At 61.1% G+C, this 18,169-nt stretch carries 23 protein-coding genes; 20 read left to right on the forward strand and 3 right to left on the reverse strand.

Annotated features, from left to right (window positions below; all coding sequences use genetic code 11):
- The 7 genes from IMW75_RS25725 to IMW75_RS25755 all read left to right on the forward strand — a co-directional run.
- Positions 1 to 581 (forward strand): chemotaxis protein CheB (locus IMW75_RS25725; protein WP_272873882.1); only part of this gene is annotated, 581 nt, incomplete at its 5' end.
- Entirely contained in the window at positions 581 to 1,321 is a 741-nt protein-coding gene (locus tag IMW75_RS25730) for a flagellar motor protein (protein WP_045061205.1), read from the forward strand. The genes IMW75_RS25725 and IMW75_RS25730, both read left to right, overlap by 1 nt.
- Positions 1,322 to 1,336: 15 nt before the next feature.
- Positions 1,337 to 2,230, forward strand: coding sequence for a flagellar motor protein MotD (motD, locus tag IMW75_RS25735; protein WP_045061204.1), 894 nt, complete (start codon positions 1,337 to 1,339; stop codon positions 2,228 to 2,230).
- Between the two features lie 42 nt (positions 2,231 to 2,272).
- Positions 2,273 to 3,061, forward strand: a complete 789-nt coding sequence (locus IMW75_RS25740; RefSeq protein WP_045061203.1) for a ParA family protein — start codon at positions 2,273 to 2,275, stop codon at positions 3,059 to 3,061.
- A 125-nt stretch (positions 3,062 to 3,186) separates the two neighbouring features.
- Positions 3,187 to 4,068 carry a CheW domain-containing protein gene (locus IMW75_RS25745; RefSeq protein ID WP_045061202.1) on the forward strand — a complete coding sequence of 294 codons (882 nt, stop codon included), beginning with the start codon at positions 3,187 to 3,189 and terminating at the stop codon, positions 4,066 to 4,068.
- Between the two features lie 75 nt (positions 4,069 to 4,143).
- Positions 4,144 to 4,629 carry a chemotaxis protein CheW gene (locus tag IMW75_RS25750; RefSeq protein WP_007946765.1) on the forward strand — a complete coding sequence of 162 codons (486 nt, stop codon included), beginning with the start codon at positions 4,144 to 4,146 and terminating at the stop codon, positions 4,627 to 4,629.
- Positions 4,630 to 5,022 carry a DUF2802 domain-containing protein gene (locus IMW75_RS25755; protein ID WP_045061201.1) on the forward strand — a complete coding sequence of 131 codons (393 nt, stop codon included), beginning with the start codon at positions 4,630 to 4,632 and terminating at the stop codon, positions 5,020 to 5,022.
- A gap of 112 nt (positions 5,023 to 5,134) precedes the next feature.
- Here the strand turns inward: IMW75_RS25755 and IMW75_RS25760 are convergent, their stop codons facing one another.
- Both IMW75_RS25760 and fliK read right to left on the reverse strand, forming a co-directional pair.
- Positions 5,135 to 5,464: an EscU/YscU/HrcU family type III secretion system export apparatus switch protein gene (locus tag IMW75_RS25760; protein ID WP_045061200.1), complete on the reverse strand. Its 330-nt coding sequence runs from the start codon at positions 5,462 to 5,464 to the stop codon at positions 5,135 to 5,137.
- Positions 5,461 to 7,026: a flagellar hook-length control protein FliK gene (fliK, locus tag IMW75_RS25765; RefSeq protein WP_045061199.1), complete on the reverse strand. Its 1,566-nt coding sequence runs from the start codon at positions 7,024 to 7,026 to the stop codon at positions 5,461 to 5,463. The genes IMW75_RS25760 and fliK overlap by 4 nt, the downstream gene beginning before the upstream one ends.
- Before the next feature lie 197 nt (positions 7,027 to 7,223).
- Here fliK and ccmA point away from each other — a divergent pair, with 197 nt between their 5' ends.
- The 13 genes from ccmA to IMW75_RS25830 all read left to right on the forward strand — a co-directional run bounded on the left by ccmA (position 7,224) and on the right by IMW75_RS25830 (position 16,032).
- On the forward strand, positions 7,224 to 7,859 hold the full coding sequence (gene ccmA, locus IMW75_RS25770; protein WP_122837963.1) for a cytochrome c biogenesis heme-transporting ATPase CcmA: 636 nt from the start codon (positions 7,224 to 7,226) through the stop codon (positions 7,857 to 7,859).
- Positions 7,856 to 8,524, forward strand: coding sequence for a heme exporter protein CcmB (ccmB, locus tag IMW75_RS25775; protein ID WP_045061197.1), 669 nt, complete (start codon positions 7,856 to 7,858; stop codon positions 8,522 to 8,524). Before ccmA ends, ccmB begins: the two co-directional genes overlap by 4 nt.
- A 94-nt stretch (positions 8,525 to 8,618) precedes the next feature.
- Positions 8,619 to 9,374, forward strand: coding sequence for a heme ABC transporter permease (locus IMW75_RS25780; RefSeq protein ID WP_045061196.1), 756 nt, complete (start codon positions 8,619 to 8,621; stop codon positions 9,372 to 9,374).
- Positions 9,371 to 9,547 carry a heme exporter protein CcmD gene (gene ccmD, locus IMW75_RS25785; RefSeq protein WP_008055370.1) on the forward strand — a complete coding sequence of 59 codons (177 nt, stop codon included), beginning with the start codon at positions 9,371 to 9,373 and terminating at the stop codon, positions 9,545 to 9,547. The genes IMW75_RS25780 and ccmD overlap by 4 nt, the downstream gene beginning before the upstream one ends.
- On the forward strand, positions 9,544 to 9,999 hold the full coding sequence (gene ccmE, locus IMW75_RS25790) for a cytochrome c maturation protein CcmE (protein ID WP_045061195.1): 456 nt from the start codon (positions 9,544 to 9,546) through the stop codon (positions 9,997 to 9,999). Before ccmD ends, ccmE begins: the two co-directional genes overlap by 4 nt.
- A 3-nt stretch (positions 10,000 to 10,002) precedes the next feature.
- Complete coding sequence (locus tag IMW75_RS25795; RefSeq protein ID WP_045061194.1) at positions 10,003 to 12,006, forward strand: heme lyase CcmF/NrfE family subunit; 2,004 nt, start codon at positions 10,003 to 10,005, stop codon at positions 12,004 to 12,006.
- The gene (locus IMW75_RS25800) at positions 12,003 to 12,539 is read left to right on the forward strand and encodes a DsbE family thiol:disulfide interchange protein (RefSeq protein WP_122837966.1); all 537 of its coding nucleotides are present in this window, start codon (positions 12,003 to 12,005) and stop codon (positions 12,537 to 12,539) included. Before IMW75_RS25795 ends, IMW75_RS25800 begins: the two co-directional genes overlap by 4 nt.
- Positions 12,536 to 13,009: a cytochrome c-type biogenesis protein gene (locus IMW75_RS25805; protein WP_045061192.1), complete on the forward strand. Its 474-nt coding sequence runs from the start codon at positions 12,536 to 12,538 to the stop codon at positions 13,007 to 13,009. The genes IMW75_RS25800 and IMW75_RS25805 overlap by 4 nt, the downstream gene beginning before the upstream one ends.
- Positions 13,002 to 14,201 (forward strand): c-type cytochrome biogenesis protein CcmI, encoded by a 1,200-nt coding sequence (gene ccmI / locus IMW75_RS25810; RefSeq protein ID WP_205894193.1) that lies wholly within the window; start codon positions 13,002 to 13,004, stop codon positions 14,199 to 14,201. The genes IMW75_RS25805 and ccmI overlap by 8 nt, the downstream gene beginning before the upstream one ends.
- 12 nt (positions 14,202 to 14,213) lie before the next feature.
- Positions 14,214 to 14,615: a hypothetical protein gene (locus tag IMW75_RS25815; RefSeq protein WP_045061190.1), complete on the forward strand. Its 402-nt coding sequence runs from the start codon at positions 14,214 to 14,216 to the stop codon at positions 14,613 to 14,615.
- Between the two features lie 78 nt (positions 14,616 to 14,693).
- A complete protein-coding gene (gene phnN / locus IMW75_RS25820) occupies positions 14,694 to 15,275 on the forward strand; it encodes a phosphonate metabolism protein/1,5-bisphosphokinase (PRPP-forming) PhnN (RefSeq protein ID WP_205894194.1) in 582 nt (193 codons plus the stop codon).
- Between the two features lie 140 nt (positions 15,276 to 15,415).
- Positions 15,416 to 15,628, forward strand: a complete 213-nt coding sequence (locus IMW75_RS25825; protein WP_205894195.1) for a type II toxin-antitoxin system HicA family toxin — start codon at positions 15,416 to 15,418, stop codon at positions 15,626 to 15,628.
- Entirely contained in the window at positions 15,628 to 16,032 is a 405-nt protein-coding gene (locus tag IMW75_RS25830) for a type II toxin-antitoxin system HicB family antitoxin (RefSeq protein ID WP_205894196.1), read from the forward strand. The genes IMW75_RS25825 and IMW75_RS25830 overlap by 1 nt, the downstream gene beginning before the upstream one ends.
- Before the next feature lie 53 nt (positions 16,033 to 16,085).
- On the opposite strand, the gene IMW75_RS25835 is transcribed toward IMW75_RS25830, so the two are convergent.
- Positions 16,086 to 17,291 carry an MFS transporter gene (locus IMW75_RS25835; protein ID WP_205894197.1) on the reverse strand — a complete coding sequence of 402 codons (1,206 nt, stop codon included), beginning with the start codon at positions 17,289 to 17,291 and terminating at the stop codon, positions 16,086 to 16,088.
- Positions 17,292 to 18,169 lie beyond the last annotated feature (878 nt).

Genomic DNA, 18,169 nt, shown 5'->3' on the forward strand with positions numbered 1-18,169 from the left:
CGCCTGCCCCCAAGCGCAAGGGCTATAAGCTGGTGGCAATCGGTACGTCCACTGGCGGCCCGGTCGCGCTGCAACGGGTACTGACCCAGTTGCCCGCGAATTTCCCGGCGCCCATCGTGCTGGTGCAGCACATGCCGGCGGCGTTTACCAAGGCCTTTGCCGAACGCCTGGACAAACTCTGCCGCATCCACGTCAAGGAAGCCGAAGACGGCGACATCCTGCGTCCGGGCCTGGCGCTGCTGGCGCCGGGCGGCAAGCAGATGATGATCGACGGTCGTGGCGCGGTGAAGATTCTGCCGGGCGACGAGCGCCTCAACTACAAGCCGTGCGTGGACATCACCTTCGGGTCGGCGGCCAAATCCTACGGTGACAAAGTTCTGGCGGTGGTACTGACCGGCATGGGGGCCGACGGCCGCGAAGGCGCGCGCCTGCTCAAACAGGGCGGCAGCACCATCTGGGCCCAGGATGAAGCCAGCTGCGTGATCTACGGGATGCCCATGGCCATCGTCAAGGCCGAGCTCGCCGACGCGGTGTACAGCCTGGACGAAATCGGCAGGCATCTGGTCGAGGCGTGTGTCTAATGGATGTACTGAGCCTCATCGGGATCATCATGGCGTTCGTCGCCATCATCGGCGGCAACTACCTGGAAGGTGGTCACCTCGGCGCACTGGCGAACGGTCCGGCGGCACTGATCGTTATCGGCGGTACCGTCGGTGCGGCGCTGCTGCAGTCGCCGATGAGCGCCTTCAAGCGCGCGATGCAAATCCTGGTGTGGATTCTGTTCCCGCCGCGGGTCGACCTGGCCGGTGGCGTCGATCGCGTGGTCAACTGGAGCCTCACCGCCCGCAAGGAAGGGCTGCTGGGCCTGGAAGGGGTGGCCGACGCCGAACCCGACAACTACTCGCGCAAGGGCTTGCAACTCCTGGTCGATGGCGCAGAGCCTGAGGCCATCCGCAGCATCCTCGAGGTCGATTTCTATACTCAGGAAAGCCGGGACATCGAGGCGGCCAAAGTCTTTGAAAGCATGGGCGGCTACGCGCCGACCATCGGCATCATCGGTGCGGTAATGGGCCTGATTCACGTCATGGGCAATCTGGCCGATCCGTCGCAACTGGGCAGCGGCATTGCCGTTGCGTTCGTTGCCACCATCTACGGCGTGGCCAGCGCCAACCTGGTGCTGTTGCCCATCGCTGCCAAACTCAAGGCCATCGCCCTGCGGCAGTCGCGTTATCGCGAAATGTTGCTGGAAGGCATTCTGTCGATCGCCGAAGGTGAAAACCCTCGCTCTATCGAATTGAAGCTCCAGGGCTTCATGGATTGATGGGGGTTATGGAAGATGGCACGTCGCCGGCAACCTGAAGAACATGTGAACCATGAGCGCTGGCTGGTTTCCTACGCCGACTTCATCACGCTGCTGTTCGCGTTTTTCGTGGTGATGTACTCGATCTCGTCGATCAACGAAGGCAAGTACAAGGTGATTTCCGAGGCGCTGATCGGCGTGTTCAACGACTCCGATCGAGCGCTGAAACCCATCCCCATCGGCGATGAACGCCCCAAGACCGTGACCCCCGCCAAGCCTCTGGTCAAGGACAGCGAGCAGGTCGACGCCGGCATCGCGCAGGCGGGTGAAAACCCTCTGCAAAGCATTGCCGATGATATCAGTGCCGCGTTCGGCGACCTGATCAGCTCCAACCAGATGACCGTGCGTGGCAACGAGTTGTGGGTGGAGATCGAACTCAATTCCAGCCTGTTGTTCGGCAGCGGCGACGCCATGCCCAGCGACATCGCCTTTAACATCATCGACAAGGTCGCGGCCATCCTGAAGCCGTTCGACAACCCCATCCATGTCGAAGGCTTTACCGACGATCAACCGATTCGGACCGCGCAATACCCCACCAACTGGGAGCTGTCTTCTGCCCGCTCGGCGAGCATCGTGCGCATGCTGGCGATGCAGGGAGTGAACCCGGGGCGTCTGGCGTCGGTGGGTTATGGCGAGTTCCAGCCGGTGGCCAATAACGCCACCGCTGAAGGCCGCGCGCGCAACCGGCGGGTGGTGCTGGTGGTGTCACGAAACCTGGATGTACGGCGCAGCCTGACAGGCACCGGTACCGCCAATGCACAACCGGATGCTGCATTGAAGCGTGCTGGCACACAAACTGCACCTGCACCGGTCAAGCCGCCGGGACGAGAGAGCGCCGTCAATTCTCCGTCACCCGCATTAACACGCTGAGCTATTTCTCGGTCGGCATTTCGACCGGGAGGAATCATTCGAATGAGAGTCTGGGCAGTCGCCAATCAAAAGGGTGGTGTTGGTAAAACCACATCCTCCATCGCTTTAGCCGGGTTGCTGGCCGAGGCGGGCAAGCGTGTGGTCGTGGTCGACCTCGATCCCCACGGCTCCATGACCAGCTATTTCGGGTATGACCCCGACGCCCTGGAGCACAGCAGCTACGACCTGTTCCTGCACAAGGGCAGCGTCCCCGCCGGGTTGCCGGGTCAACTGTTGTTGCCCACCAGCCATGAGAACATCTCGCTGCTGCCTTCGAGCACCGCCCTGGCGACCCTGGAACGGCAGTCGCCGGGCCAGAGTGGCCTGGGCCTGGTGATCGCCAAGAGTCTGGCGCAGTTGTGGCAAGACTTCGATTACGCGGTCATCGACAGCCCGCCGCTGCTGGGGGTGCTGATGGTTAACGCCCTCGCCGCGAGCCAGCAGTTGGTGATCCCGGTGCAGACCGAGCATCTGGCCGTCAAGGGCCTGGAACGCATGGTCAACACCCTGGCGATGATCAACCGTTCGCGCAAACAGCCGCTGCCGTTCAGCATCGTGCCGACCCTGTTCGATCGACGGACCCAGGCGTCCATTGGCACGCTGCGAGTGGTGCGCGACATGTTCCCGGAAGAAACCTGGCAGGGTTATATCCCGGTCGACACGCGCCTGCGTGATGCCAGCCGTGCCGGTCTCACGCCGTCGCAGTTCGATGGCAAGAGCCGCGGCGTATTGGCGTATCGCTCGTTGCTCAAGCATTTGCTGGAGCAGCAGCTTGTCCCGGCGGTGGCGTAGATGAACCCGATCCCAGCAGGAGCTGCCGCAGGCTGCGATCTTTCGATCTTGCCTGGCGGCATCCTTGAAAAAAACCAGATCGGCAGATCGAAACCTGCGGCAGCTCCTACGGTGGAGGTGTGTCTGTGAATCGGCCGGTCAAGATCACGTCACGTCCGCAACTGGCGTTGCAGTCCTACCTGGACAGCCTGCTGATGGACGCGACCGAAGACCTGCCGGTTGAAGTTCAAGCGCCTGTTGAAGCGGTCGAAGTCGAAGCGACTCTGGACGAGTTCCAGGCGGCAGTGCTTGAAGAGCAGGTCCGGGATGCGCGTAAGCCAGAGGCGGTTGTTGCTCCGGTAGTGGCTGCGGTTGAAGAGGTTCAGGTTGAGCAGGCCAGGGTAGTGCTGGTAGAAGCACCTGCGCTGGCCCTGGCATCCGTGTCGACCATCGCGCCGCTGCTTCAGGCCCTGGTTCCACCGGTTGTCGAAGTCCACCTGCCGCCCGGTAACAGGCTGCCGCCGGCGGACAGCAATGGCAGGCCCGCCTGGGCCGCCGAGCCCTTCGAATGCCTGTTGTTCGATGTGGCCGGGTTGACCCTGGCGGTGCCGCTGGTGTGCCTGGGCTCGATCTACTCGCTGGAAGGCCATGAGCTGACACCCTTGTTCGGCCAGCCGGATTGGTTTCTCGGGATTCTGCCGAGCCAGGCCGGTAACCTGAAAGTCCTCGATACCGCGCGCTGGGTCATGCCCGACCGCTACCGCGACGATTTTCGCCAGGGCCTGCAATACGTGATTTCGGTCCAGGGTTACGAATGGGGGCTGGCGGTGCATCAGGTCAGCCGCTCCCTGCGCCTGGACCCGAATGAAATCAAATGGCGCAGCCAGCGGGGCCAACGCCCCTGGCTGGCCGGTACCGTGATTGAACACATGTGTGCGTTGCTTGATGTTGCCGAGTTGGCGGAGTTGATCGCCAGCGGCGGGGCAAGGCACATGGGCGGCAAAAAGCCAGCCCACACACCGACATAACAAACAGGCAGCGACCTATCGAGGGCCGCTGTGCCGAACACACACCGCCACGGCGGTTTTTTGAGGGGTCAGGGTATGAATGACAAGGCGACGGCGGCAAAGGGTTCTGAAGATCCGATCCTGCAATGGGTAACCTTCAAGCTGGACAATGAAACCTACGGCATCAACGTAATGCGCGTTCAGGAAGTACTGCGCTACACCGAGATCGCGCCGGTTCCGGGTGCCCCAAGCTACGTGCTCGGCATCATCAACCTGCGCGGTAATGTCGTCACCGTGATCGACACCCGTCAGCGCTTCGGCCTGATGAACGCCGAGATCAGCGACAACACCCGCATCGTCATCATCGAAGCCGACAAGCAAGTGGTCGGGATCATGGTCGACAGCGTGGCGGAAGTGGTTTACCTGCGTCAGTCGGAAATCGAAACCGCGCCTAACGTCGGGAATGAAGAGTCCGCCAAGTTCATTCAGGGCGTGTGCAACAAGAACAACGAACTGCTGATCCTGGTCGAGCTGGACAAGATGATGAGCGAAGAAGAATGGTCGGACCTGGAGAACATCTGATTGATTCTTGAGGTCGCGGTCATTGTCCTGTTCCTTTTGTGGGCAGGCACCCTGGCAATGTTCCTGGCGTACGTGCGTACGCAAAAACCGCTCGCGGCGAAACAGGTCGAGGGCGACGCGCTGCGCGATCAGCGGATCAAGGACCTGACCCGACGCGTCGAGAACTACCAGGACGGTAACGTGCGCATGGGCCAGGAACTGCAGGAACTGCGCGCGGTAGTCGGGCCAATACCGGACAAGCTGGTGGCGCTTGAGCAGCGCGACCCGTCGAGCCTGTCCTTTGCCCAGGCAGCGCGCCTGGTTGGCATGGGCGCCAGCGCCGAAGAGCTGACGGCGTCCTGTGGCCTGACCCAGGCCGAGGCGGAGTTGATGCGCAAGTTGCACAAGAGCTGATAGATCAAAAGATCGCAGCCTCGTTTCACTCGACAGCGCCTACGGGACTGTAAGCGTTCCACTGTAGGAGCTGCCGAGTGAAACGAGGCTGCGATCTTTTACAAACGGCACCTCAATAATCATCCCCACGTGCAGTCACGTCCTTCTCCACCATCGGCGCATCCGGATCCTGCCCTTGCGGAAATTTCCCCTTCAACCTCCAGGCAAACGCAATAATCTCCGCAATCGTTCGATACAACTCTTCCGGAATACTCTCGCCCAACTCCATTCGCGCCAGCAACTTCACCAGTTCGGCGTTCTCGTAGATGGGTACTTCGTAATCACGGGCAATCTTCAGGATGGCTTCGGCCAGGGCATCGTCGCCTTTGGCCGTGAGCGTCGGGGCGTGGGTGCCGTCGTACTTGAGGGCGATGGCCTGGCGTGGGGTGTCGGAATGGCTCATGCGGTTTCATCCACCCAGCGTTGTTCGAGACGGGTTTGCGGGCCTTGGGGTGGGGTTCCGAGGTGACAGTCGATGTCGCCCACGTTCAGGCCAGAATCGAGCAGTTGTTGCCGCAGGGCTGCCAGGTTGCTTTCGATCAGGCTGGCGGTGTACGGCCGCTCGGCCCACAGCTGGCCAGACAGGCTGCCACTGATCAGCTGGGCCTGAACCTGCAACGGCCCCAGCGGTTCCATGTCGAACGCCAGCTCGACTCGCCACAGTTGCTGCTTGGGTGGGCGTTCTTCATGACGATCTTTTGGCTGTTCTTTTTCCGGCGCGTCTTCACGCTGGAATTTGACCTGCAGCGGCACAATGTCCTGCAGGTTGCGCATCGGGATTTCCAGCTGCCAGGTACTCATCAAGCGCCCGTCGGCGGTCACCCCTGTCTGTTCCAGGCTCGACAGCTGGTGACTTTGCAGGCGCGATACTGCAGCGGCCGCCAAGCGCAGCAGGTGTTCGAGATCATCCTCACCTTCGGCACTCTGCAACAGGCGATCGGCCAGCGGAAAGCTGGTCGGCGAGGGCTTGGCGCTCACCTGGCTGAGCATGCCCAGGGCATTGCGCATGAAGCTCGGCATGGCCTGGGCCAGGGTGTTGGCGGCAATGATCGCGTTCATGTGCGTGTTGGGGGCCGGGCTCAGTTGGGCGATCAGCCTGAGCAGATCACCTTTCATATCCGGGGCCAGCGACGGATTCAGCCCGCCCAGGAGCTTTGATTCGAGGAACACGCCGCTGTTCGCCAGGGCCAGCGCCAGGCCTTTCGGGCTGCTCAATTGCTGAATATCCGGCAGACCAGCGAGCAGCTTTTCGGCAGCGGCGCGCAAGTCGCTGGAGGTCTGGCTCCCGGCGGGCAGGTTCTGCAGAAGCTTCAGCAGGCCGTCCAGGGAGCCTTGCCGGCTGTGCTGGCTGGCCAGTTGCTGGGTCACTGCCAGTTGCTCCGAGCGGCTGCCGAGCGGGACGAATTTGAGTGTCTGGCTGTCTTGCACCAGGGCGCTGAGCAAAGTGCCGATGCGCAGTGGCGTCGGGCTGTCGATGCTCAAGGTACTGCCGCTCAGAGCAGTGTTGAGCAGGCCGACCATTGAGCGATACACCGTGGGCTGGCCGGATTCCTGCGGCAGCACCTGGGACGTCAGGACCTTGCCTTGCAGCAGCGTGCCGGCGGGCAATTGCGCCGGGTCGAGGCGGGTGAGGGTGGCCGCGCCAGAGGCGAGGGCCTGTTGCAGGGTGATCGCCAGGTTGCCCGCCGAGGGTTGTGTGATTGCCAGGCTGGAGCCTTGGGGCAAAGGCTGAGCACTGATGGCCTGGAGCGTCGTCTGGCGCCCGTTCTCCAGGGTGATCTTGAGCAGCAATTGAAAGGCCTGGTCGGCCTGCTTGAGTGACAGCACTTCGGCGTTGGCGGATTGGCCGGCGGATATCAGGCCCTCCATGGGTGTCAGCAACTTGAGCAGTTCGCCGCCGGTTTGCGGGCGTGAAGTGGCCGGCGCATTCTGCAAGATCGGGAGGATGTTCATTTCGCCTGTCATACGCGGTCACAACCTGAGGAAATTGCACTCTTGAGAGTAGGGGATGGCATGTATAATGCCGCCCCGTCGTCTATGGGGCGCGCGAAACAATGCATTTGTTTGACGCAGTTCCCCATAACGGGCCGCCAATGCATTTATCCTGCATCTCTTTAGCGGCCGCAATACCGCCGACTTGAACCGTAAAGGCCCGTGATCTCTTGACCAGTCCAGTCCTGCAAACCGTTGCCCTTGCCTGTGAGCGAGACCTTCGGCTGCTTTTCGAAAATCTCGAATTGAGACTGGCCAGTGGCGAAATGGTGCAAATCAGCGGGCCCAACGGCAGTGGCAAGACCAGTTTGCTGCGGCTTTTGTCAGGATTGATGCAGCCGACTGCCGGTCAAGTGCTGCTCAATGGCCAGCCGCTCAGCGAGCAACGGCACGAACTGGCACGCAACCTGTTGTGGATTGGCCATGCCGCCGGGATCAAGGACCTGTTGACTCCGGAAGAGAACCTGAGCTGGCTCTGCGCCCTGCATCAACCTGCCTCCCATGAAGCCATCTGGCAGGCGCTCGGCGCCGTCGGGCTGCGTGGCTTCGAGGATGTGCCCTGTCACACCCTGTCCGCCGGCCAGCAGCGGCGTGTGGCGCTGGCGCGGTTGTACCTGGACAGTCCGCCGTTATGGATTCTCGATGAACCCTTCACCGCGCTGGACAAACAGGGCGTGGCGCAACTCGAGGAACACCTTGCAGCCCACTGTGAGCAGGGCGGCATGGTCGTACTGACGACCCACCACACGCTGAGCCGTATGCCGGCCGGCTACCGCGACATTGATCTGGGGAACTGGGCCGTATGAGTGTTTTTGGCCTGTTGGTTGCCCGCGAGGCGCGCTTGCTGTTCCGTCGTCCGGCCGAACTGGCCAATCCGCTGGTATTTTTCGCCATCGTGGTTTCACTGTTCCCTTTGGCGGTCGGGCCCGAGTCTCAATTGTTGCAAACCTTGTCTCCGGGACTGGTCTGGGTAGCGGCCCTTTTATCGGTTTTGCTCTCGCTGGACGGGCTCTTCCGCAGTGATTTCGAAGATGGTTCCCTTGAACAGTGGGTCCTTTCGTCGCACCCCCTGGCCCTTCTGGTTTTAGCCAAGGTACTGGCACACTGGGCCTTCTCCGGCCTGGCTCTGGTTTTGCTCGCACCACTGCTGGCGTTAATGCTCGGATTGCCTGCCGCCTGTCTGCCGGTGTTGCTGCTTTCCTTGTTGCTGGGTACACCAGTGCTGAGCCTGCTGGGTGCAGTGGGCGCGGCGTTGACCGTGGGTTTGAAGCGTGGTGGCTTGCTGCTGGCGCTTTTGATACTGCCGCTGTACATCCCGGTATTGATTCTCGGCAGTGGCGCCTTGCAGGCGGCACTGATGGGCATGCCGGCGACCGGTTATCTGTTGTGGCTTGGTAGCCTGACCGCCTTGGCGATAACCCTTACACCCTTTGCAATAGCTGCTGGCCTGAAGATCAGCGTCGGCGAATAATAATGAGGTCTGGTCATTTTTTGATCGTTTTCTTTTGAAAAAAAGGCAGACCCTTGGCTCTTCATAGCGAAGAGCAACCGTGATGGAAACAGTAATGAACTGGACCTGGTTTCATAAGCTCGGCTCACCCAAATGGTTCTACGGCATCAGCGGCAAACTGCTGCCGTGGTTGAGCATCGCGGCGTTGCTGCTGATAGGTATTGGCGTGGTCTGGGGCCTGGCCTTCGCGCCGCCCGACTATCAGCAAGGCAACAGCTTTCGCATCATCTATATCCATGTACCGGCTGCCATGCTGGCGCAGTCGATCTATGTGATGCTGGCGGTGTGCGGCATCGTCGGGCTGGTATGGAAGATGAAACTGGCCGACGTCGCCCTGCAGTGCGCTGCGCCCATCGGCGCCTGGATGACCGCCGTGGCGCTGGTCACCGGCGCGATCTGGGGCAAGCCGACCTGGGGCTCGTGGTGGGTCTGGGATGCGCGACTAACGTCCATGCTGATCCTGCTGTTCCTGTACTTCGGTCTCATTGCGCTGGGCAACGCCATCAGCAATCGTGAGAGCGCCGCCAAGGCGTGCGCGGTGCTGGCGATTGTCGGGGTGATCAATATCCCGATCATCAAGTATTCGGTGGAGTGGTGGAACACCCTGCACCAGGGCGCCACCTTCACCCTGACCGAAAAGCCTGCGATGCCCGCTGAAATGTGGCTGCCGCTGCTACTGACGGTGCTGGGTTTCTATTGCTTCTTCGGCGCGGTGCTGTTGCTGCGCATGCGCCTCGAAGTGCTCAAGCGCGAAGCCCGGGCCAGTTGGGTGAAAGCCGAAGTGCAGCACAGCCTGGAGGCCGCACGATGAGTTTTGCTTCATTCGGCGACTTCCTCGCCATGGGCCATCATGGCCTGTATGTCTGGTCAGCCTACGGCATCTGCCTGGCAGTGTTGGCCCTGAACGTGGCGGCGCCGATCCTGGCCCGCAAGCGGTATCTGCAACAAGAGGCGCGTCGTCTGCGCCGGGAGAACGGCAAGTGAATCCGCTGCGTAAAAAGCGTCTTATCATCATTCTCGCGATCCTGGTCGGGGTTGGCGCTGCTGTCGGCCTGGCCCTGAGCGCCCTGCAGCAGAACATCAACCTGTTCTACACACCGACCCAGATCGCCAGCGGCGAAGCCCCGCAGGACACGCGCATTCGCGCCGGTGGCATGGTCGAGGCCGGTTCGCTGAAACGTTCCGGCGATTCCCTGGACGTGAAATTCAACGTCACCGATTTCAACAAGACCGTGACCATCAGCTACCGCGGCATCCTTCCCGATCTGTTCCGTGAAGGGCAGGGGATCGTGGCGTTGGGCAAGCTCAACGCCGAGGGCGTGGTGGTGGCCGACGAAGTGCTGGCCAAGCACGATGAAAAATACATGCCGCCGGAAGTGACCAAGGCCTTGAAAGACAGTGGCATGTCGGCACCTACTCCTGCGAAAGAGGGCTAACTGATGACTGCTGGACTCTATAGCGCCGGGTTGTACATCCCGGAACTGGGCCACCTGGCCATGATCCTGGCGCTGTGTTTTGCCCTGGTTCAGTCGGTAGTGCCCTTGCTCGGCGCCTGGCGCGGTGATCGCCTGTGGATGAGCCTCGCGCAACCTGCGGCCTGGGGACAGTTCGCCTTCCTGCTGTTTGCCTTTGGTTGCCTGACCTATGCGTTCATGGCGGACGATTTCTCCGTGGATTACGTCGCCAGCAACTCCAACAGCGCGTTGCCGTGGTACTACAAATTCAGCGCCGTGTGGGGCGCGCACGAAGGCTCGCTGCTGCTTTGGGCATTGATCCTGGGCGGCTGGACCTTCGCTGTATCCGTGTTCTCACGGCAACTGCCGCAAGTGATGCTGGCCCGGGTGCTGGCGATCATGGGCATGATCAGCACGGGTTTCCTGCTGTTCCTGATCCTGACGTCCAACCCGTTCGCACGCATCCTTCCGCAAATCCCGGCCGACGGTCGTGACCTCAACCCGTTGCTGCAGGACATCGGCCTGATCGTTCACCCGCCGATGCTGTACATGGGTTACGTGGGCTTCTCGGTAGCGTTCGCGTTCGCCATCGCCGCGCTGTTGGGCGGTCGTCTTGATGCAGCCTGGGCGCGCTGGTCGCGTCCGTGGACCATCGTCGCCTGGGCCTTCCTCGGAATCGGCATCACCCTGGGCTCCTGGTGGGCCTATTACGAGCTCGGCTGGGGTGGCTGGTGGTTCTGGGACCCGGTGGAAAACGCCTCCTTCATGCCTTGGCTGGTCGGCACCGCACTGATTCACTCATTGGCCGTCACGGAAAAACGTGGCGTGTTCAAGAGCTGGACCGTGTTGCTCGCCATCGCTGCGTTCTCCCTGAGCCTGCTGGGAACCTTCCTGGTGCGTTCCGGGGTTCTGACCTCGGTGCACGCGTTCGCCTCTGATCCGGAGCGCGGCGTGTTCATCCTGATTTTCCTGCTGTTCGTGGTCGGTGGTTCGCTGACGCTGTTCGCCCTGCGTGCGCCGGTGGTGAAGAGTCAGGTCGGCTTCAACCTCTGGTCCCGGGAAACCCTGTTACTGGGCAACAACCTGGTGCTGGTGGTGGCGGCTTCGATGATCCTGCTCGGCACCTTGTACCCGTTGATCCTGGACGCCATGACCGGGGCCAAGCTGTCGGTCGGCCCTCCGTATTTCAACGCGCTGTTTATCCCGCTGATGGCACTGCTGATGGTGGTCATGGCCATTGGCATGCTGGTGCGCTGGAAAGACACGCCGGTCAAATGGCTGGTGGGCATGCTCACTCCGGTGTTGCTGGGCAGCGCTGCTTTAGCCGTGATCGCTGGCGTTGCCTATGGCGATTTCAATTGGGCCGTGATCGCGACCTTCATGCTTGCGGCCTGGGTGTTGCTGGCCGGCGTGCGCGACATCTTTGACAAGACTCGTCACAAGGGCCTGATCAAGGGCCTGCCGACCCTGACCCGCAGCTACTGGGGCATGCAGATCGCGCACCTGGGCATCGCCGTGTGTGCCCTGGGCGTGGTTCTGTCGAGCCAGAACAGTGCCGAGCGCGACCTGCGCCTGGCGCCGGGTGAATCCATGAGCCTGGGCGGTTACCAGTTTGTATTCGAAGGTGCCAAACACTTCGAAGGCCCGAACTTTACCTCCGACAAGGGCACCGTTCGGGTGATCAAGGACGGCAAGGAAATCAGCGTGCTGCATCCGGAAAAACGCCTGTACACCGTGCAGAACTCGGTAATGACCGAGGCGGGGATCGATGCCGGCTTCACCCGTGACCTCTACGTCGCCCTCGGCGAACCTCTGGGCGATGGCGCCTGGGCCGTACGCGTCCACGTCAAGCCGTTCGTGCGCTGGATCTGGTTCGGCGGATTGCTGACCGGTTTCGGCGGATTGCTGGCGGCGCTGGACCGGCGTTATCGGGTCAAGGTCAAAAGCCGCGTGCGTGAAGCGCTGGGCATGTCGGGAGCCACTGCATGAGACGTTGGTTGATGTTGCTGCCGCTCGCGATTTTCCTGGTGGTGGCGGTTTTTCTGTACCGCGGGTTGTACCTGGACCCGGCCGAGCTGCCGTCGGCGATGATCGGCAAGCCGTTCCCGGAGTTCTCGCTGCCTGCGGTGCAGGGTGACAAGACGCTGACCCGGGCAGACATCCTTGGCAAGCCGGCGCTGGTCAACGTGTGGGGCACCTGGTGCATTTCCTGCCGCGTCGAGCACCCGGTACTGAACAAGCTGGCCGAGAAGGGCGTGGTGATCTACGGCATCAACTACAAGGACGTCAACGCCGACGCCTTGAAGTGGCTGGCGGAGTTTCACAACCCTTACCAGCTGGATATCCGCGACGACGAAGGTACCCTGGGCCTGAACCTCGGTGTCTACGGCGCACCGGAAACCTTCTTTATCGACGCCAAGGGCATCATCCGCGACAAGTTCGTGGGGGTCATCGACGAACAGGTCTGGCGCGAAAAACTGGCCGCCAAGTATCAGGCGCTGGTCGACGAGGCCAAGCCATGAAGCGCTGGATTGCCGCCGCAGTGCTGGGCTTGAGCATGGCCGGGATGGCTCATGCGGCCATCGACACCTATGAGTTCGCCAAGGAAGGTGACCGCGAGCGTTTTCGCGAACTGACCAAGGAGCTGCGGTGCCCCAAGTGCCAGAACCAGGACATTGCCGACTCCAACGCGCCGATCGCCGCTGATCTGCGCAAAGAGATTTTCCGCATGCTCGGCGAGGGCAAGGACAACCAGCAGATCATCGACTTCATGGTCGATCGCTACGGTGATTTCGTCCGCTACAAACCCGCGCTGAATGCCAAGACCGCACTGCTCTGGTTCGGCCCCGCAGGCTTGCTGCTGGGCGGTTTTGTGATCATTGCCGTGATAGTTCGCCGTCGTCGCGTCCTGCGCACCGATAGCCCGGACTCGCTTTCCGTGGATGAACGCGAGCGCCTCGACCACCTGTTGGATAAAACCAAGAATGATTGATTTCTGGCTCGCTGCAGGTCTGCTGCTTCTGGTTGCCCTGAGTTTTCTGTTGATCCCTGTTTTGCGCGGCCGTCGCGCCCAGCTTGAAGAGGATCGTACTGCCCTGAACGTCGCGTTGTATCAGGAACGCGTGGCTGAGTTGCAAACTCAGCAGGAAGAGGGCGTGCTCAACGCTGCGCAAATGGACACCGGTCGTGCCGAAGCGGCCCGTGAGCTGCTGGCTGATACCGAAGGCGTCGCGGCACCGCGTGTTTCGCGCCTGGGCAAACCATGGCCGCTGCTGGCGGCGATTCTGGTGCCGGTGCTGGGCCTTGGTCTGTACCTGCACTTCGGTGCCAGCGACAAAGTCGAGCTGACCCGCGAATTCGCCCAGGCTCCGCAGTCCATGGAAGAGATGACCTCGCGCCTGGAGCGCGCGGTCGCGGCTCAGCCCGATTCTGCGGAAGGCCTGTACTTCCTGGGTCGTACCTACATGGCCCAGGACCGCCCTGGTGATGCGGCAAAGATGTTCGAACGCACCGTGGCGCTGGCCGGTCGTCAACCTGAGTTGCTCGGCCAATGGGCGCAAGCGCAGTACTTCGCCGACGGCAAGAAATGGTCGGACAAGGTACAGGCCTTGACTGACGAAGCATTGAAGGCCGATCCGAAAGAAGTCACCAGCCTGGGGCTGCTGGGTATCGCGGCATTCGAGAGCGAGCGTTATCAGGACGCTATCGATTACTGGAACCGGCTGCTGGCGCAATTGCCGCCCGAAGACAATTCCCGTGCAGCCTTGCAAGGCGGGATCGCCCGGGCCAGCGAGAAACTCGAAGCCGGCGGCGGCAAAGTTGCCCAGGCGCCGGTCGCCAAGGCGGCACTGCTGAAAGTCACGGTGGACCTTGCCCCCGAGTTGAAGGCCAAGGTGCAACCCGGTGACAGCGTGTTCATTTTTGCCCGCGCAACGTCCGGCCCTCCGGCACCTTTGGCGGCCAAGCGCCTGACTGTGGCCGACTTGCCCGCGAGCGTCGAACTGGGTGATGCCGACGCGATGATGCCGCAGTTGAAACTGTCCAACTTTCCTGAAGTCCAACTGGTTGCGCGAATCTCCCGTGCCGGTCAACCGACTGCCGGCGAGTGGATCGGTCGCAGCCAGCCACTGGCCAGCAGCACCTCAGCGCCACAAAAACTGACCATCGACAGCCCGGACAAATAACAGGAACCGCCTATGACCGCCATCGCCCGTATCACCCTGCTCAGTATGGTCCTGGGGTTAAGCGCTTGTGCGGTCCAGCGGCCCGAACCTGCGCCGTTGCCGCCGATCCCGCCATCGCAGCCCAAGCCGACCCCCTCGACTTCACCTGCGCCGAGCAAACCGAACGTCCCGGCCAAACCGGCCAAGCCAGTACCGCGCACTTCGGCGAGCTTCGCGCCGCCACCGGGTGGCAACAGCCATTGGGATGCCAAGCTCGGCGTGTATGTGCTCGATGACCAGACCAATACCTTCTATCGCCAGCGCACCTATTATCGCTGGAACAACGGCTGGAGCCGCTCTGTCAGCCCGAATGGTCCATGGGAAGACACTGACATCCACGGCGTGCCCAGTGGTTTGGGCCGGCAGTTCAAGTGACGCAAAGGCGACCTCAGGGTCGCCTTCTTGATTGCCCCACGTGTACCCAATCCTGCGAAAAATGAAGAGAGTGAATGGATGGCAGGCAGGTTGATCTATCTCATCGGACCTTCAGGTTCGGGCAAGGACAGCCTGCTGGATGCCGCAAGAACGCGGTTGGCCGAACGTAACTGCCGCATCGTGCGGCGCGTGATTACCCGCTCGGCTGAAGCCCTGGGTGAGTCGGCGCTGGGCGTGAGCCTGGATGAATTCACCCGGCTCGAGGCCCGGGGCGAGTTTGCCCTGAGCTGGCGCGCCAACGGGTTGTGCTACGGCATCCCCCGTAAAATCGACGATTGGCTGGCCGCAGGGCAGAACGTCCTGGTCAATGGCTCGCGCGGTCATCTGCCGGCAACCCGGCAGCGTTATCCGGATTTGCTTGTCCTGTTGCTGACCGTGGAGCAGAGCGTGCTGCGTGAGCGTTTGCGGGCTCGCGGGCGTGAATCGGTCGAGGAGATCGATGCGCGGCTGGCGCGCAATGAGCGGTTCAGTGAACAGGTACTTGCGCAACACGATCCGGCGCTGTGTGTGATCGATAACTCGGGGGCGCTGGAGGATACGGTTGAGTGCTTGTTGAGGTGTATTGACGGAGAGTCGACTGCATCCACCCCGCACCAATAGGCTGATAGCCGCTCGGCCAGTAATTTGATTCCCCAGAATCACATACTGCAAAACACCCGCCCGTGAAAATTCGAATTTTTGTGCTTGAATAAAGATAACCCTAGGGTTATCTTTATTTTGGTGTGGCAACGAGGCTCGCGGTGCAGAGCAGATTATTGATCAAGGAGCTGGAGGAGGCAGGTTGGGTGCTGGATCGGGTTACTGGCAGTCATCACGTCTTCACTCACCGTTACAACCCGTACACCATCCCCGTGCCGCATCCGAAAAAGGATTTGCCGGTGGGCAGGGTCAAGAGCATCAGGAGGCGTGCGGGGCTCGACTACCCGACGGCCAATTGCGCAGGAGATCCATAATGCAATACCCAATCTGTATCGAGTGGGGCGACGAGAACACCGCCATCGGTATTCAGATCCCCGATATTCCTGGCGCAGTGACGGCCGGAGATACCTTTGAAGATGCTTACAATGCGGCGGTCGAGATCGCCCACATCCTGCTGCAGGAGATTGCCAGTGGAGGGGACACGATTCCCATGCCGACCTCCGCAGCCGAGCACCGTGGTAATCACGACTTTGCAAACATGGGGTGGGGCATGCTGGAGCTGGATATCTCGCCATACATGGGCAAGACCGAGAAGGTCAACGTGACACTTCCCGGGTACGTCATCCAGCGCATTGATCGCTACGTGCGCGACCACAACATCAAGAGCCGCTCGTCCTTCCTGGCCGATGCTGCGATGGAAAAGCTGATTCGCCAATGATTGCGATTACCAGCGCGCGGGCAGCGGTGCGCCTGCCCGCAACACTTGCTGCTTTACGCGGCTGCCAGTGAGCGTTTTTCTGAAACACTCAGGAACCGCAACAACGCCAGAACAGGAAAAGCGCTGCCAACAATCACGATCCACAACCAGCCGCCGTGTTCATACACCGCACTCGCCACCGAGGAGCCAAACGCGCCGCCGATGAAGATGCTGGTCATGTACAAGGCGTTCAAGCGGCTACGGCTCGTGGCGTCCAGCGCATACACCGCTCGTTGGCCCAGCACCATGTTCATCTGCACACAAAAATCCAGCACGACGCCGGTCACCGCCAGGCCTATGACGCTGTAGAGCGGGTGGATGAAGGCCGGCAGGAAACTCAGGCTGGCGAACACCAGGGCCAGCAGTGAGGCGATGCGCGTGTGCCCGGCATCAGCCAGACGCCCGGCGATGGGGGCCGCGATTGCACCGATGGCTCCGACCAGGGCGAAAATGGCGATCTGGGTTTGCGACAATCCATGATTACGCGCCAGCTCCAGCGGCACCGCGGTCCAGAACAGGCTGAAGGTTGCAAACATGCAGCCCTGGTAGAACGCGCGCTGACGCAGCACTGGCTGATTACGCAGCAGCGTCCACAGCGAGCCAAGCAGTTGTCCGTAGGACGCGCTGTGATCAGGCTTGCGCTTGGGAATTGTCAGGGCCAATACGACGCTGATTGCAGCCATCAACACCGCGGCAATAACGAACATCGCACGCCAGCCGAAGTGGTCCGCGATCACACTGGAGACCGGCCGTGCCAACAAGATCCCCAGCAACAAACCGCCCATGATCCCGCCGACCACGCGCCCACGGGATTCCTCCGGGGCCAGGTGTGCGGCGAGGGGGATCAGGATCTGCACTGACACCGAACTGAAGCCCACCAGCAATGAGATCAGCAGGAATACGTTCGGCTGATCGGTAACCGCCGCGCCCAGCAGGCTGGCAATGGCCACCAGCGTGGTGATGATCATCAACCGCCGATTTTCCAGCAGATCACCCAGAGGAACCAGGAAAAACAGCCCCAGCGCGTAGCCAATCTGCGTCAATGAAACGATCAGGCTGGCCATGGTGCTGGTCAGGCCGATGTCCGGCGCGATCAGGCCAATGATCGGCTGGGCATAGTAGATGTTGGCCACGATCGCGCCACAGCAAAAGGCAAATAGCAGGACCATGCCGCGGGTCATCGTCGCGGTGCCCTGAGGCACTGGGTTCGCTGGAGTCATGAGGTGTCTCGTGAACAATTGAGGAATGTGTGCAGGCTAAGCGGCAGGGCGGAGGGGTGGAAGCGATTTTGGAGTGATAGTAATCATGCCCTTGCGCAATGATTGAGGAGCAACCGCGTGCCTTGTTGAGGCTGATGATACATTTACTTACATGTGCTGCCATAGCGAACATGACCATGCAGCACTTGTGTTCGGCGGATATCACTGTGGGAGCCGGGCTTGCCCGCGATGGCGTCTGCACATTCGACAACGATGCGGCAGGGAGATTGCCATCGCGGGCAAGCCTTGCTCCCACGGTAGTGCTGGTGGACGCAGCATTTATGTACGGCGCAGATCACTGTGGGAGCCAGCCTGCTGGCGATGGCATCTGCACATTCGACATTGATGTGGCAGGGAGATTGCCATTGCGGGCAAGCCCGCTCCCACAGGGTAGTGCTGGTGGACGCAGCATTTATGTACGGCGCAGATCACTGTGGGAGCCGGGCTTGCCCGCGATGGCGTCTGCACATTCGACATTGATGTGGCAGGGAAATTGCCATCGCGGGCAAGTCCGCTCCCACAGGGTAGTGCTGGTGGACGCAGCATTTATGTACGGCGCAGATCACTGTGGGAGCCAGCCTGCTGGCGATGGCGTCTGCACATTCGACAACGATGCGGCAGGGAGATTGCCATCGCGGGCAAGCCTTGCTCCCACAGGGTACTGGTGGTGTACGCAACATTTTTGTACGGCTGACATCACTGTGGGAGCCGGGCTGAACTGGTCTAATAATTCCGGACACCTCTTAAGGGCGATATGATTTCGCCAACTTGGAGGTTCCATGAACGATAGAAAGGTCTATACCCGCGAGTTCAAGCTGCATGCTGCCAGCATGGTACTC

The sequence above is a fragment of the Pseudomonas gregormendelii genome (genome assembly GCF_017114825.1).
Taxonomy (GTDB): Bacteria; Pseudomonadota; Gammaproteobacteria; order Pseudomonadales; family Pseudomonadaceae; genus Aquipseudomonas; species Aquipseudomonas gregormendelii.

Bases quoted from the DNA above. Each gene is read 5' to 3' on its own strand.
- phnN (WP_205894194.1), top strand. From the start codon at position 14,694: ATGGCAGGCAGGTTGATCTATCTCATCGGACCTTCAGGTTCGGGCAAG.
- ccmB (WP_045061197.1), top strand. From the start codon at position 7,856: ATGAGTGTTTTTGGCCTGTTGGTTGCCCGCGAGGCGCGCTTGCTGTTC.
- ccmI (WP_205894193.1), top strand. From the start codon at position 13,002: ATGATTGATTTCTGGCTCGCTGCAGGTCTGCTGCTTCTGGTTGCCCTG.
- IMW75_RS25795 (WP_045061194.1), top strand. From the start codon at position 10,003: ATGACTGCTGGACTCTATAGCGCCGGGTTGTACATCCCGGAACTGGGC.
- IMW75_RS25815 (WP_045061190.1), top strand. From the start codon at position 14,214: ATGACCGCCATCGCCCGTATCACCCTGCTCAGTATGGTCCTGGGGTTA.
- fliK (WP_045061199.1), bottom strand. From the start codon at position 7,026: ATGACAGGCGAAATGAACATCCTCCCGATCTTGCAGAATGCGCCGGCC.
- IMW75_RS25750 (WP_007946765.1), top strand. From the start codon at position 4,144: ATGAATGACAAGGCGACGGCGGCAAAGGGTTCTGAAGATCCGATCCTG.
- IMW75_RS25805 (WP_045061192.1), top strand. From the start codon at position 12,536: ATGAAGCGCTGGATTGCCGCCGCAGTGCTGGGCTTGAGCATGGCCGGG.
- IMW75_RS25780 (WP_045061196.1), top strand. From the start codon at position 8,619: ATGAACTGGACCTGGTTTCATAAGCTCGGCTCACCCAAATGGTTCTAC.
- IMW75_RS25800 (WP_122837966.1), top strand. From the start codon at position 12,003: ATGAGACGTTGGTTGATGTTGCTGCCGCTCGCGATTTTCCTGGTGGTG.
- ccmD (WP_008055370.1), top strand. From the start codon at position 9,371: ATGAGTTTTGCTTCATTCGGCGACTTCCTCGCCATGGGCCATCATGGC.
- IMW75_RS25740 (WP_045061203.1), top strand. From the start codon at position 2,273: ATGAGAGTCTGGGCAGTCGCCAATCAAAAGGGTGGTGTTGGTAAAACC.
- IMW75_RS25830 (WP_205894196.1), top strand. From the start codon at position 15,628: ATGCAATACCCAATCTGTATCGAGTGGGGCGACGAGAACACCGCCATC.
- IMW75_RS25835 (WP_205894197.1), bottom strand. From the start codon at position 17,291: ATGACTCCAGCGAACCCAGTGCCTCAGGGCACCGCGACGATGACCCGC.
- IMW75_RS25760 (WP_045061200.1), bottom strand. From the start codon at position 5,464: ATGAGCCATTCCGACACCCCACGCCAGGCCATCGCCCTCAAGTACGAC.
- motD (WP_045061204.1), top strand. From the start codon at position 1,337: ATGGCACGTCGCCGGCAACCTGAAGAACATGTGAACCATGAGCGCTGG.
- IMW75_RS25730 (WP_045061205.1), top strand. From the start codon at position 581: ATGGATGTACTGAGCCTCATCGGGATCATCATGGCGTTCGTCGCCATC.